The 12,275-nt window shown below is 71.4% G+C and carries 13 protein-coding genes; 4 read left to right on the top strand and 9 right to left on the bottom strand.

What is annotated here, in order from left to right:
* Window positions 1–908 (bottom strand): FAD-binding protein (locus tag WMI84_RS12840; protein ID WP_347353743.1); only part of this gene is annotated, 908 nt, incomplete at its 3' end.
* A 278-nt stretch (window positions 909–1,186) separates the two neighbouring features.
* Between WMI84_RS12840 and WMI84_RS12835 the strand changes: the two genes are divergently transcribed.
* From WMI84_RS12835 to WMI84_RS12825, 3 genes are read left to right on the top strand one after another with little or no spacing between them, the layout of a single operon-like run.
* Window positions 1,187–1,618, top strand: coding sequence for a cupin domain-containing protein (locus tag WMI84_RS12835; protein ID WP_347353741.1), 432 nt, complete (start codon window positions 1,187–1,189; stop codon window positions 1,616–1,618).
* The gene (locus WMI84_RS12830) at window positions 1,615–2,469 is read left to right on the top strand and encodes an aldo/keto reductase (RefSeq protein ID WP_347353739.1); all 855 of its coding nucleotides are present in this window, start codon (window positions 1,615–1,617) and stop codon (window positions 2,467–2,469) included. Before WMI84_RS12835 ends, WMI84_RS12830 begins: the two co-directional genes overlap by 4 nt.
* Before the next feature lie 13 nt (window positions 2,470–2,482).
* Window positions 2,483–2,803, top strand: coding sequence for a carboxymuconolactone decarboxylase family protein (locus WMI84_RS12825; protein WP_347353737.1), 321 nt, complete (start codon window positions 2,483–2,485; stop codon window positions 2,801–2,803).
* A gap of 222 nt (window positions 2,804–3,025) precedes the next feature.
* Here the strand turns inward: WMI84_RS12825 and pdxS are convergent, their stop codons facing one another.
* The 8 genes from pdxS to thrS form a co-directional block, all read right to left on the bottom strand.
* The gene (gene pdxS / locus WMI84_RS12820; RefSeq protein WP_347353745.1) at window positions 3,026–3,925 is read right to left on the bottom strand and encodes a pyridoxal 5'-phosphate synthase lyase subunit PdxS; all 900 of its coding nucleotides are present in this window, start codon (window positions 3,923–3,925) and stop codon (window positions 3,026–3,028) included.
* A gap of 121 nt (window positions 3,926–4,046) precedes the next feature.
* Entirely contained in the window at window positions 4,047–4,598 is a 552-nt protein-coding gene (locus WMI84_RS12815) for a hypothetical protein (RefSeq protein ID WP_347353735.1), read from the bottom strand.
* Window positions 4,595–5,770, bottom strand: coding sequence for a glycosyltransferase family 4 protein (locus WMI84_RS12810; protein WP_347353734.1), 1,176 nt, complete (start codon window positions 5,768–5,770; stop codon window positions 4,595–4,597). Before WMI84_RS12810 ends, WMI84_RS12815 begins: the two co-directional genes overlap by 4 nt.
* A 10-nt stretch (window positions 5,771–5,780) precedes the next feature.
* Window positions 5,781–6,749, bottom strand: a complete 969-nt coding sequence (locus WMI84_RS12805; RefSeq protein WP_347353733.1) for a phosphatidylinositol mannoside acyltransferase — start codon at window positions 6,747–6,749, stop codon at window positions 5,781–5,783.
* Window positions 6,746–7,369, bottom strand: a complete 624-nt coding sequence (gene pgsA / locus WMI84_RS12800) for a phosphatidylinositol phosphate synthase (RefSeq protein WP_347353732.1) — start codon at window positions 7,367–7,369, stop codon at window positions 6,746–6,748. The genes WMI84_RS12805 and pgsA overlap by 4 nt, the downstream gene beginning before the upstream one ends.
* A 12-nt stretch (window positions 7,370–7,381) precedes the next feature.
* Window positions 7,382–7,960 (bottom strand): HIT domain-containing protein, encoded by a 579-nt coding sequence (locus WMI84_RS12795; protein WP_347353730.1) that lies wholly within the window; start codon window positions 7,958–7,960, stop codon window positions 7,382–7,384.
* A gap of 72 nt (window positions 7,961–8,032) precedes the next feature.
* Window positions 8,033–8,797, bottom strand: a complete 765-nt coding sequence (locus WMI84_RS12790) for a phosphoribosyltransferase family protein (RefSeq protein WP_347353729.1) — start codon at window positions 8,795–8,797, stop codon at window positions 8,033–8,035.
* Window positions 8,798–9,096: 299 nt separating this feature from the next.
* Window positions 9,097–11,079 (bottom strand): threonine--tRNA ligase, encoded by a 1,983-nt coding sequence (gene thrS / locus WMI84_RS12785; protein ID WP_347353727.1) that lies wholly within the window; start codon window positions 11,077–11,079, stop codon window positions 9,097–9,099.
* Between the two features lie 176 nt (window positions 11,080–11,255).
* Between thrS and WMI84_RS12780 the strand changes: the two genes are divergently transcribed.
* Entirely contained in the window at window positions 11,256–12,248 is a 993-nt protein-coding gene (locus WMI84_RS12780) for a hypothetical protein (RefSeq protein ID WP_347353725.1), read from the top strand.
* Window positions 12,249–12,275 lie beyond the last annotated feature (27 nt).

Below are 12,275 nucleotides of genomic sequence, written 5' to 3'. Positions count from 1 at the left end.
GCCCCGCCCTTCTCGAAGCACTCGGCCATCAGCTTCGCCTCGAGCTCGCCGGCCTCCCCGGCCGCGTCGGTCCGGCCCAGCAGGACGGCGCTCGCGTCGACGGACAGTCCCATGTGCTTCCACGCGTCGACGGCCTCGAGGCAGTAGCGGTCCACCAGCTCGAGCGCGGACGGGATCACCCCGGCCTCACTGAGCGCGGCCACGGCCCGGCCGGCGTCGGTCAGCGAGTCGAAGTAGCCCGCGACCGTACGCTCCGGAGCACGTAGCGGGCGCAGCCGCACGGTGATCTCGGTGACGACCCCGAGGGTGCCCTCCGACCCGACGAGCAGCGCGCACAGGTCGTATCCCACGACCCCCTTTGCGGTGCGGCGACCGACCCGGATCACCTCGCCCTGCGCGGTGACCACCTCGAGGGCGAGCACGTAGTCGCCGGTCACGCCGTACTTGACGCAGCAGACTCCTCCGGCGTTCGTGGCGACGTTCCCGCCGATCGTCGACCAGGGCGAGCTGGCCGGGTCGGGCGGGTACCAGAGCCCGTCCGTGGCGACCCGGGCCCGCAGGTCGTCGTTGACCACGCCCGGCTGCACCACTGCGTAGCGTTCGGCCGTGTTGACCGCGAGGACCTGCGCCATCCGCTCCAGGCTGAGCACGACACAGCCCTCGACGGCGTTGGCACCCCCCGAAAGCCCGGTGCCCGCGCCCCGGGGGACGATCGGCACCCGCCGCTCGGCGCACCAGCGCACCGTATGCTGCACCTCGCCGGTCGAGCTCGCCCGGACCACCGCGATCGGCCTGCCGTAGGGGGCCCACTCGGCGTCATCGTGCGTGTAGCGCTCCATCGACTCCGCGCCGGTGACCAGGGCTCCGTCACCGAGGCGCCCCGCCAGGTCTTCGAGCCCTGCATCCATCGCGCCGACCTCCAGTGTCCGATTGTCCAGCACGATAGTCGCGCCACGAGAGGCGGGACCAGGGAGACGCGCTGAGCAAGGGCCGATGGTGGTACCGGCAGGGACTCCCTGATCCGGGCGTGGCGACCTACCGTCGAGGAGTGCACGGGCGACGGGACGGTGGCAGCCGATGGACGGGTCACGCCACGACCGGCTTCACGACCGCAGATACCGGATGGAGCGTGGCTGGCCTTCGGACCCAGCTGATGCCTTGTCCGAGAACCAGAAAGGAAACGGATATGAGCGAGCACGACTTCGACACCATCTTCCCCCGTGGGGAGACGAACGAGGCCTTCGCCGAGTACTTCACCGGCCAGAGCTACCTGCACATGCTGACCACCGAGGGCGTCGTCATCGGCAACGTGACCTTCGAGCCGGGATGCCGGAACAACTGGCACATCCACCAGGCCTCGAGCGGTGGTGGGCAGATCCTGCTCGCCACGGCCGGCAGCGGCTGGTACCAGGGCGAGGGAGAGCAGCCGGTCAGCCTGCTGCCGGGATCGGTCGTCGTCGTCCCCGCCGGGAAGAAGCACTGGCACGGCGCCAAGGCGGACTCCTGGTTCACCCACATCGCGGTCGCGGTACCCGGCGAGGACGTCCGGAACGAGTGGCTGGAACCGGTCACCGACGAGGAGTACGCCCGACTGGGCGAGAAGGTGCAGGGCGCATGATCCTGGACGAGACCTACCTGCTGTCCAACGGCGTCGCGATCCCCAGGCTCGGGCTCGGCACCTGGTTCATCGACGACGACAAGGCCGCGCAGGCCGTTCGCGAGGCGGTCGCGCTCGGCTACCGCAACATCGACACCGCGCAGGCGTACGGCAACGAGCGCGGCGTCGGCGAGGGCGTGCGCACCGGCGGGATCGCTCGCGAGGACCTGTTCGTCTCCACCAAGCTCGCCGCCGAGATCAAGGACCACGACCGCGCAGCGGCGGCGATCGACGGGTCCCTCGAGACCTTGGGCCTGGACCACGTCGACCTCATGCTCATCCACGCGCCACAGCCGTGGGACGACTTCCGCGGCGGCGACTACGCCGAGGGCAACCGCGCGGCCTGGCGCGCCCTCGAGGAGGCCTACCGGGCGGGCCGGCTGCGCTCCATCGGCGTCTCGAACTTCCTGCGGGAGGACCTGGAGAACATCCTGGCGGGCGGCACGGTCGTCCCGCACGTGAACCAGATCCTCGTGCACCCGGGCAACACGCCGACCGAGCTCATCTCCTACTGCGAGAGCAAGGGCATCCTCGTGGAGGCGTACTCGCCGATCGCACACGGCGAGATCCTGAGGAACGCGGACGTCCGGGCGATGGCCGAACGCTACGGCGTGACCGTCCCCCAGCTGTGCATCCGCTACACCCTGCAGCTGGGCACGGTGTCGCTGCCGAAGACCGCCAACCCCGAGCACATGCGGTCCAACGCGCAGGTCGACTTCGTCATCTCCGAGCCCGACATGGGGTCGTTGCGGGAGATGCGGGCACGGGACTACGGAAAGCACAGCAGGTTCCCGGTCTACAGCGGCAAGTGAGAGGAAGAGGGCGATGGACAAGGTGACGGCAGGTAGGGACATCCTCGGTGACTTCGCGCCGAAGTTCGCCGAGCTCAACGACGACGTGCTCTTCGGGCAGGTGTGGAGTCGCGAGAGCCAGCTGTCGACGCGTGACCGGAGCATCGTGACGGTGACGGCGTTGCTGGCCGGCGGCGTGCTGGACAGCTCGCTGCGCGGACACATCGCCCGGGCGAGGAGCAACGGCGTCACGGCCGAGGAGATGGCAGAGGTGCTCACGCACGCTGCGTTCTACGCAGGCTGGCCCAAGGCGTGGGCGGCGTTCCGGATGGCCAAGGAGGTGTACGACGCCTGACGTCGTGAGCCTCACAGGTCCGCCACCCGCCGGAGACCCGAGTCGGCCGCGTCCATCAGGCTCTCGATACCTCGACCGGTCGGGCGTTCGCGGCGCGACGCAGCTCTACGGACTCGTCGCCGGGCTGCCCGACGGCGTCGATCGCATGATCGACCTGCATCGTGAGGTCCGCACCCCGGACAGGCCCGGGGGCATCACCGCGTGTGACGGTCCCGTTGCCCTTCACCAGCCGCGTTCGGCCAGGCGGTGCGGCTGCGGGATCTCCTCGACGTTGATGCCGACCATGGCCTCGCCGAGCCCCCGGGAGACCTTGGCGATGACGTCGGGGTCGTCGTAGAAGGTGGTCGCCTTGACGATCGCCTCGGCGCGCTTGGCCGGGTTGCCCGACTTGAAGATGCCGGAGCCGACGAAGACGCCCTCCGCGCCGAGCTGCATCATCATCGCGGCGTCGGCCGGGGTGGCGATGCCGCCGGCGGTGAACAGCACGACCGGCAGCTTGCCGGCCCGGGCCACCTCGGCGACGAGGTCGTACGGTGCCTGCAGCTCCTTGGCCGCGACGTAGAGCTCGTCCTCCGGCAGGTTCTGCAGGCGACGGATCTCGGCGCGGATCTGGCGCATGTGGGTCGTCGCGTTGGACACGTCACCGGTGCCGGCCTCGCCCTTGGACCGGATCATCGCCGCGCCCTCGGTGATCCGGCGCAGGGCCTCGCCGAGGTTGGTGGCGCCGCAGACGAACGGCACGGTGAAGGCCCACTTGTCGATGTGGTTGGCGTAGTCGGCGGGGGTCAGCACCTCCGACTCGTCGACGTAGTCGACCCCGAGGCTCTGCAGCACCTGGGCCTCGACGAAGTGGCCGATCCGGGCCTTGGCCATGACGGGGATGGACACGGCCGCGATGATGCCGTCGATCATGTCGGGGTCGCTCATCCGGGAGACGCCGCCCTGGGCGCGGATGTCCGCAGGGACCCGCTCGAGCGCCATGACCGCGACCGCGCCGGCATCCTCGGCGATCTTGGCCTGGTCGGGCGTCACGACGTCCATGATGACGCCGCCCTTGAGCATCTCGGCCATCCCGCGCTTGACGCGGGTCGTCCCGGTGCTCGTCTCGGACGCGGGCGTCAGGCCCGCCTGCCCAGTGGTGTTCACGGTCTCCTGCTTTCTCGGTGAGCGGTTCCCCAGCGGAACGCACCAAGCCTACGGCGAGAACCTGCCAGCCCCGAGCGGGTGTCCGCGGTGGGCGCCCTCAGCGGTCCAGTCCGGCGGGTACCGCGTCGTCGAACTCCACGGTCACCGGCATCGGGGTGTGGCCCGCGAGGTGGAAGACCCGCACGACGAGCTGTCGCCGGACCCGTCGGACGTCGGTGACCGCGTCGTTGTGGAAGCGGCGGGCGAGTTGGACGCGCAGGCACGCCGAGGAGAGCCCGTCGAGGTAGTCCTGGCCGATCGGGCCGGTCTGCCTGAGGTGGTCGACGACCCGTGGCGTCAGGGCCAGCGCGAGGGCCTCGGTGAGGTCGCTCTCGATCGCCTCGCGGATGACGCCCTCCTCGCCGGGTGACTCGAGCGACTGCGCCGCGGCACCGGCCAGCACGAGCGCCGTCGCCCCGTCCACGAGCCCGCTGTTGGCCAGCTCGAGCGAAGACTCGGCCCGCCGCACCAGCTGGGCGTCCAGGGCCGCAACCGTCCCCACGAGCCGCACGTGCAGCCGGTCGAGGCGGGCCGCCGAGTAGGTGAGGTACCAGGCGACCACGACGAGGACGAACAGGACCGCGAAGACCCAGGTGAGCGTGCCGGTCATCGACCCAGACCCCCTCGCAGGAAGCGGCTCCACCGGCTGGCCGGCTGGGCCTGCGCCAGGCTACGGCCCTCGATGACGGTCTCGTAGACCGCCATGATCCGGGCCGCCACCACCGACCAGTCGAACTGGCGGGCGCGCTGCCGGCCGGCCTCGGCGAACGTGGCGCGACGGGCCGGGTCGCGCAGCAGGCCGACGAGGGCCTCGGCCAGGTGGGCCGGGTCCTCGTTGCGGAACAGCGGCCCGGCGCGGCCCCCGTCGAGGACACGGGAGAAGGCCGACAGGTCGCTGGCGAGCACGCACGAGCCGGCCGACATCGCCTCGATGAGGATGATGCCGAAGCTCTCGCCGCCGGTGTTCGGGGCGACGTAGACGTCGGCAGAGGCGAACAGGGTGGCCTTGTCCTCGTCGGACACCGCCCCGAGGAACTCGCAGGCGGCCGCGGCTGCCGGCGGCATACCCGCGGTGACGTGCTCCACGTCCCCGGGGCCGGCGACCAGCACGCGCAGCCCGGGGATCTCGCGCAGGATCGCGGGCACGGCCGCCGCGAGGACCGGCAGCCCCTTGCGTGGCTCGGCCATCCGGCCGAGGAAGGCGACGGTGGGCCGTTCGGGGGTGCCGACCCACTCGGGCCGCCGCGCGGCCCGGGCGAACCGGTCGACGTAGACCCCGTTGGGGATGACGACGGCGTCACCCCCGAGGTGCGTGGTGACCGTGCGGCGGGCGTCCTCACTGACCGCGATCCGCCCCGCGATCTTCTCCAGGCTCGGACGCGCGATCGGGTAGGCGGTCTGCAGCGTGCGCGACCGGATCATCGAGGTGTGGAAGGTGGCGACGATGGGACCCTCCGCGGCGGTCAGGGCGAGAAAGCTGACGCTGGGGGTGACCGGCTCGTGCAGGTGCAGCACGTCGAACTCCCCGTGGTCGAGCCACCGGCTGACCTTGCCGGCCGTGACCGGTCCGAAGTTGAGCCGGGCCACCGAGCCGTTGTAGCGCACCGGGGTGGCGCGACCCGCGGAGACGACGTATCCGGGCAGCCGGGTGTCGCTGTCCGCGGGCGCGAGGACGGACACCTGGTGCCCGTCCCCGATGAAGTACTCGGCCAGGTCCCGCACGTGGAACTGCACCCCGCCTGGCACGTCGAACGAGTAGGGGCACACGATGCCGATCCTCACGGCGCGATCCTCACGGCGTGACCTCGGTGCCGCGCACCGCGGGGTCGAGGTCCTCGACGAACACCCGCTGCAGCATGTGCCAGCTGCTGGTGTGGGTGCGGATGGCCTCGGCGAGGTGGTCGGCGCACTGCTGGACGAGGTCGTGGGCCTGCTCGGCGGTGGTGCCCTCGATGCGCGGGGTGAGGCGCGGGCCGATATCGATAACCGTGCGGTGACCGCCCAGCCCCGCGCCGCGGGGGGCCTGCTCGTAGTGGACGCGGGCGGCATACAGGGGTGAGCCGGTCAGCAGCGCGAGCAGCGCCGGTCCCTTGGCCATCCGGGCACGGTGCCCGAGCAGGTCGACCTCCACGCCGTTGGCGGTCAGGTCGCGGTCGCTGGCCAGGGCGATCAGCCGGCCGCCGCGCCTCGCGGTGCGCAGCAGCTCGTGGAACGGGTTGTCGCCGCCCTCGAGCGGGATGATGTCCATCTGGATGCTGTTGCGGAAGGCGAGGAACTCCTGGAACACCTCCTCCGGCTTGAGGCGCTCTGCAACGGTCGTGACGGGCGCGAGGTTGCGCGCCGACCACGCCGCGGCGAGGTCGAAGTTGCCGAGGTGACCCACGAAGACGACCGCGGTCCCGCCCGCCCGGCACACGTCGCGCGGCTGCTCGAACCCGGTCGCGGTCACCGCACGGTCGATCTGCTCCGGAGTCAGGGAGGGCAGCCGGAAGGCCTCGCAGTAGTAGCGCATGTACGAGCGGACCCCGTCGTGGACCAGCTCGTCGAGCTCACCCGCCGTCAGCTCCGGCCGCACCCGCGCGTAGTTGCTGCGCAACCGCACCACGCCGGTGCCACCGCGCAGCACCACCACGTCGGCGATGCGGTCGAACAGGGCGTATGCCGCCCGCTCGGGCATGGCGCGGACGGCGGACCACCCGACCCGGAACCCGAGGACGCTCACCTGCCCGGTGAGCCGCCCGCTGAGCGGTGCGCGTGTCAACCCGAGACCTCTCCCGCGGCGAGGGCCTGGCGCCGGACGGTCAACATGCGCTGCACGACCGTGACGAGGCTCGCGACGGCCAGCAGGCCCAGCACGCCGCCGAGCAGCGCCGGCACGCGCAGGACGTCGGCGAAGAAGGTCGCGACCAGCACGGCGACGAGCCGGTCGGCCCGCTCGGCGATGCCGACGTTCGCGGTGAAGCCGAGGCCCTCGGCGCGGGCCCTGGCGTACGAGACCACGCTGCCGAGGATCAGGCAGGCCAGGGCGAGGGCGGCCATGACCGGGTTGTCGCCGCGGCCCGCGTAGTAGAGCACGAGGCCGCCGAAGATCGCGGCGTCGCCGATGCGGTCCAGGGTCGAGTCGAGGTAGGCGCCCCACTTGGTCGACCGGCCGGAGGCCCGGGCCATGATGCCGTCGACGGTGTCGGAGAACACGAACGCGGTGATGACGAGCACGCCGACCCACAGCTGTCCGCGCGGGAAGAAGGCCAGCGCGCCGAAGCAGACACCGAGCGTCCCGACGGTCGTGACGACGTCCGGGCTGATGCCCAGCTTGAGCAGGACGTGGGCGAGCGGGCTGAGCAACTTGGTCATCGTCGCTCGCATGAGACGGTTGAGCATGGTGTCGTCAGCCTACTGACCGGCACCGGGCCAGTTCGCGACGATCTGTTCGCGCGTGTCCTCGAGCAGCACGGGCAGCGCCTTGGTCTGCCCGACGATGGGCAGGAAGTTCATGTCCCCGGCCCAGCGCGGGACGATGTGCTGGTGCAGGTGCGCGGCCACCCCGGCGCCGGCGACGGCCCCCTGGTTCATCCCGAGGTTGAAGCCGTGCGGCTCGGAGGCGGACCGCAGGGCGCGCAGGGCCTGCTTGGTCAGCCGGGTGAACTCCTCGGTCTCGTCGTCGGTCAGGTCCACGTACAGGGAGACGTGGCGGTACGGGCAGACCAGCACGTGCCCCGGGTTGTAGGGGAACAGGTTCATCACCACGTAGCACAGCTCGCCCCGGCGCACGATGAGCCCGTCGGCGTCGTCCCGGCTGGGGGCGGTGCAGAACGGGCACCCCGTGCCGGGCTCGTCGGTGGGCTTGTCCCCCACGATGTAGGCCATCCGGTGCGGCGTCCAGAGCCGCTCGAAGCCGTCCCCGACGTGCACGAGGTCGTCGACGCCCTCGATGCGCACCGACGGCGACGCCTCCTCGTTCCGGTCCGTCATGCCCGCGATCCTATGGGGTGCACTCGGGTGCCCTCGCAGCGTGTCGATTGGGAGATCGGCCCTTTCGCGTGTTCAATGGTCTGGGCCCTGCGATGTGTGAGATCGCAGGGTCCCTCCGTCGTCGGGGTCCTCCGGTGGGGCCTGGCCGGCGGTTTCGGCGAGGATCCGGGCCACCTCGTCGTCCGTGGTCGGCTCGAAGTCGTCGTAGACGCCGCCGACGGCACGGAACCGCCAGGGGCGTTCCAGGCAGACCACGACGTCGGCCTCGGGCAGCTGCTGCTCGACGTGGGGTGGCCCCACGGGAGCGGCCACCACGACACGACGCGCGCCGAGTGCCCGCGCGACGAGGCAGGCGACCCGGGCGGTGGCTCCGGTGGCGATGCCGTCGTCGACGATGACGGCCGTCCGCCCGGTCAGGTCGACCCGCCGGCGGCCGCGGCGCAGCCGGCCGACGCGCTTGTCGAGAACGGCCCGCTCCCGCTGCTCGACCTGCGCCAGCTGCCTCTCGTCGACCCGCGCGGCCCGCACGATCCCCTCGTCCAGGATCCGGGTGCCGCCCTCGCCGATGGCACCCATGGCCAGCTCGGGCTGGCTGGGCACGCCGAGCTTGCGCACCACGATGACCTCGAGCGGGGCGCCCAGGCGCCGGGCCACCTGCGCGGCGACCGGTACGCCGCCGCGTGGCAGCCCGAGGACGACGGGGTCCTCGAGCGGCATCCGGGCCAGCCGCTGCCCGAGGCGACGTCCGGCGTCGACACGGTCCCGGAAGACGTACACGTGTACCTCCAGCTCGCGGGGTCGCCGCTCCCGCGGGGTCGGATCCGATGAGGTCGTCATCCTGATCTGCCGCACCTCGTGCCGCACCCGGGGTGCGACCGGCGGGTCTCGGTCGAGGCGTCGGTACTCGGGGGGTAGCAGTCGGCCCCGCGGGTGTGAGAGCCGCGGGGCCGGTGCCGACAGGTACGTGAAGGCCCGGAAAGTATGAGTTTCCGGGCCTTCTGTTCCTCGCGCGCCAATGCGCTGCGAGGAAATCGTCCCGCGCACAGCGGTCCGGTACCAGCCATTGTCGCCCAGGCCCGAGCAAGGCGCAAGGGCTGCCGCAAGCGCCCGAGGGTGCTGCCTCCCGGGTCGCCGGGTCACACCTGCGCGCGCGTCTCGATCGCCCGCAGCACCTGCGCGATCGCGTCCGCGACCGGCACCCCGTTCTGCTGCGACCCGTCGCGGAACCGGAAGGACACCGCCCCGGCCGCCCGGTCCTCCTCACCGGCGATCAGCACGTAGGGCACCTTGGACCGGCTCGCGTTGCGGATCTTCTTCGGGAACCGGTCGTCGCTCGCGTCGAGCTCGACGCGTACGCCTGCGGCCCGCATCCGGTCCAGCACGCCGGTCAGGTAGTCGGCGTACTCCTGCGCCACCGGCACGCCGAGCACCTGGACCGGTGAGAGCCACACCGGGAAGGCACCGGCGTAGTGCTCGACGAGGACGCCGAGGAACCGCTCGATCGAGCCGAACTTCGCGGAGTGGATCATGACCGGCTGCTGTCTCGACCCGTCGGCCGCCTGGTACTCGAGCCCGAACCGCTCGGGCTGGTTGAAGTCGTACTGGATGGTCGACATCTGCCAGGTCCGGCCGATCGCGTCGCGGGCCTGCACCGAGATCTTCGGCCCGTAGTAGGCCGCCCCGCCGGGGTCGGGCACCAGCTCGAGGCCGGACTCCAGACCAACCTTCTCCAGGATGGCGGTCGCCGCCTCCCACTGCTCGTCCGAGCCGATGAACTTCGCGCTCTTCTCCCCTTCGGTGTCGCGGGTGGACAGCTCGAGGTAGAAGTCCTCGAGCCCGAAGTCGCGCAGCAGGGACAGCACGAAGTCGAGCAGGTGCTTGACCTCGCCCGGGGCCTGCTCGGCGGTCACGTACGAGTGGGAGTCGTCCTGCGTCATACCGCGCACCCGGGTGAGCCCGTGTACGACCCCGGACTTCTCGTAGCGGTAGACCGACCCGAACTCGAAATAGCGCAGCGGCAGCTCGCGGTAGGAGCGCTGGCGCGAGGAGTAGATGAGGTTGTGCATCGGGCAGTTCATCGCCTTGAGGCGGTACTCCGCGCCCTCCAGGTGCATCGGCGGGAACATCGTGTCGGCGTAGTACGGCAGGTGCCCGGAGGTGTGGAACAGGCCGTCCTTGCTGATATGGGGGGTGCCCACGTAGAGGAAGCCCTCCTCGATGTGGCGCCGGCGGACGTAGTCCTCCATCTCACGCTTGATGACCCCGCCCTTGGGGTGGAACACCGCGAGCCCGGACCCGAGCTCCTCGGGGAAGGAGAAGAGGTCGAGCTCGGCGCCGAGCTTGCGATGGTCGCGCCGCTCGGCCTCGGCGAGCCGGTCCAGGTAGGCCTTCAGCTCGTCCTTGCTCGGCCAGGCGGTGCCGTAGATCCGCTGCAGCTGTGGGTTCTTCTCCGACCCGCGCCAGTACGCGCCCCCGGAGCGCATCAGCTTGAAGGCGTTGCCGATCAGCTTGGTGCTCGGCAGGTGCGGTCCCCGGCACAGGTCTCCCCACGCGCGGGTGCCGTCGCGGCGCAGGTTGTCGTAGATGGTCAGCTCGCCCGCACCGACCTCGACTCCTGCGCCCTCGGCCGCCTCGCCCGCGCCGCCCTTGAGGCCGACGAGCTCGCACTTGTACGGCTCGCCGGTGAGCTCGCGCAGCGCGTCGGCATCCGTCACGACGCGCCGGGCGAAGGTCTGGCCCTCGTTGACGATCCGCTGCATGACCTTCTCGAGGGCCTTGAGGTCCTCCGGCTGGAACGGCTCGGCGACGTCGAAGTCGTAGTAGAACCCGTCGCGGATCGGCGGCCCGATGCCGAGCCGAGCGTCGGGGTTGACCTGCTGCACGGCCTGAGCGAGCACGTGTGCGGCCGAGTGGCGGAGCACGGCCAGCCCGTCCTCGCTGTCGATCGGCACCGGCTCGACGACGTCGCCGGGCGCAAGCACGTGGAAGAGGTCGCGCAGCACGCCGTTGACGCGCGCGACTACCACCTCGCGCCGGTCGGCGAAGAGCTCGCCCGCCGTCGTGCGCTCCGCCACCGATCGCTCGCTTCCGGCGACGGTGACGCTGATGTTCGCAGACACGGGTGTGGCTCCTTGCGTGATCGGATGGGTATGCCGTCCAGCGCGGCACCGCTTCAGCGTATCGAGTGCGCGTGGCGTGCCGCCCGGGCATTCCGGGCGCGACGTACCCTGCTGTGCAGGCCCGCGGGTGCGGGCCGCCCGCTCGTCGTGGGCTCGGTCTGGTCAGGGGCGTGGTCATGCAGTCAGGTCGGGGCGGGCCGGCGGTGCTCGCGGCGGCCCTGTCGACCGTCCTGCTCGCCTCCGGCTGCGTCGGGGCGTCCGACCGGCCACAGGCGGGCTCGCCGACATCTGGAGTGTCCGGTGCGGCGTCGGCGCGGCCGGGGTCGGCGCAGCCCGCCCCCACTCTGACACCGACCCCGACAGCCACCTCACCGGTCGAGCTGCCCAGGGGCGGGCGCGCGATCTTCCCGCACTACCGCCTCGTCGGCTTCGCGGGTCACCCCGGCTCGACGGCGCTCGGCCGGCTCGGTGTCGGGGACCTCGACGACCGGGCCCGCGAGATCGAGAAGGTGGCCAAGCCCTATGCCGACGGGCGCACCGTCCTGCCGGTGCTCGAGCTGATCGCGACCGTGGTGCAGGGCAGCCCCGGGCGGGACGGGATGTACCGCACCAGGAGTTCGGACGCCCTGATCGCGCGCCACCTCGCGGCGGCCCGCAAGGTGCAGGGGCTGCTCCTGCTGAACATCCAGCCGGGCCGGTCCGACTTCCTCACTGAGGTCAGGGCCTACGCGAAGTGGCTCAGGGAGCCCGATGTCGGGATCGCCCTCGACCCGGAATGGCGGATGGGGCCGGGCCAGGTGCCGATGCGGGTCTACGGCCACACGACAGGCCAGGAGATCGACTCGGTGGCCCGCTACCTGTCCGGCATCGTCGCGGCCGACGACCTGCCGCAGAAGGTCCTCGTGTTCCACCAGGTCGCCGTCTCGGTGGTGCGTGACCAGCAGGCGATCCGGTCGCACCCCGGGGTCGCCGTCGTCAAGTCGGTCGACGGGATCGGCAGCCGGCAGATGAAGGAGCACACCTACCGGGCCGTGATGAAGGGCCGCCCCCGCTCGGTCCACCCCGGCTTCAAGCTGTTCTACGAGGAGGACCGCCGCTTCGGGCCGCTCATGACGCCCAAGCAGGTGCTCGCGCTCACGCCCGAGCCGGAGTACATCCTGTACGAGTGACCCCGCCCGCCCCGATCGACAGTGCAG

Origin of the sequence: Intrasporangium sp. (assembly GCF_039812505.1) — a bacterium.
In the GTDB taxonomy this organism is placed as follows: domain Bacteria; phylum Actinomycetota; class Actinomycetes; order Actinomycetales; family Dermatophilaceae; genus Intrasporangium_A.
This window is presented reverse-complemented; position numbering and strand designations above follow the sequence as displayed.

What these genes read in the sequence shown, in the direction of transcription:
- WMI84_RS12815 (WP_347353735.1), bottom strand. Translation starts at nt 4,598, where the DNA reads ATGACCGGCACGCTCACCTGGGTCTTCGCGGTCCTGTTCGTCCTCGTC.
- WMI84_RS12835 (WP_347353741.1), top strand. Translation starts at nt 1,187, where the DNA reads ATGAGCGAGCACGACTTCGACACCATCTTCCCCCGTGGGGAGACGAAC.
- pgsA (WP_347353732.1), bottom strand. Translation starts at nt 7,369, where the DNA reads ATGCTCAACCGTCTCATGCGAGCGACGATGACCAAGTTGCTCAGCCCG.
- WMI84_RS12795 (WP_347353730.1), bottom strand. Translation starts at nt 7,960, where the DNA reads ATGACGGACCGGAACGAGGAGGCGTCGCCGTCGGTGCGCATCGAGGGC.
- WMI84_RS12830 (WP_347353739.1), top strand. Translation starts at nt 1,615, where the DNA reads ATGATCCTGGACGAGACCTACCTGCTGTCCAACGGCGTCGCGATCCCC.
- WMI84_RS12790 (WP_347353729.1), bottom strand. Translation starts at nt 8,797, where the DNA reads ATGACGACCTCATCGGATCCGACCCCGCGGGAGCGGCGACCCCGCGAG.
- WMI84_RS12825 (WP_347353737.1), top strand. Translation starts at nt 2,483, where the DNA reads ATGGACAAGGTGACGGCAGGTAGGGACATCCTCGGTGACTTCGCGCCG.
- WMI84_RS12780 (WP_347353725.1), top strand. Translation starts at nt 11,256, where the DNA reads ATGCAGTCAGGTCGGGGCGGGCCGGCGGTGCTCGCGGCGGCCCTGTCG.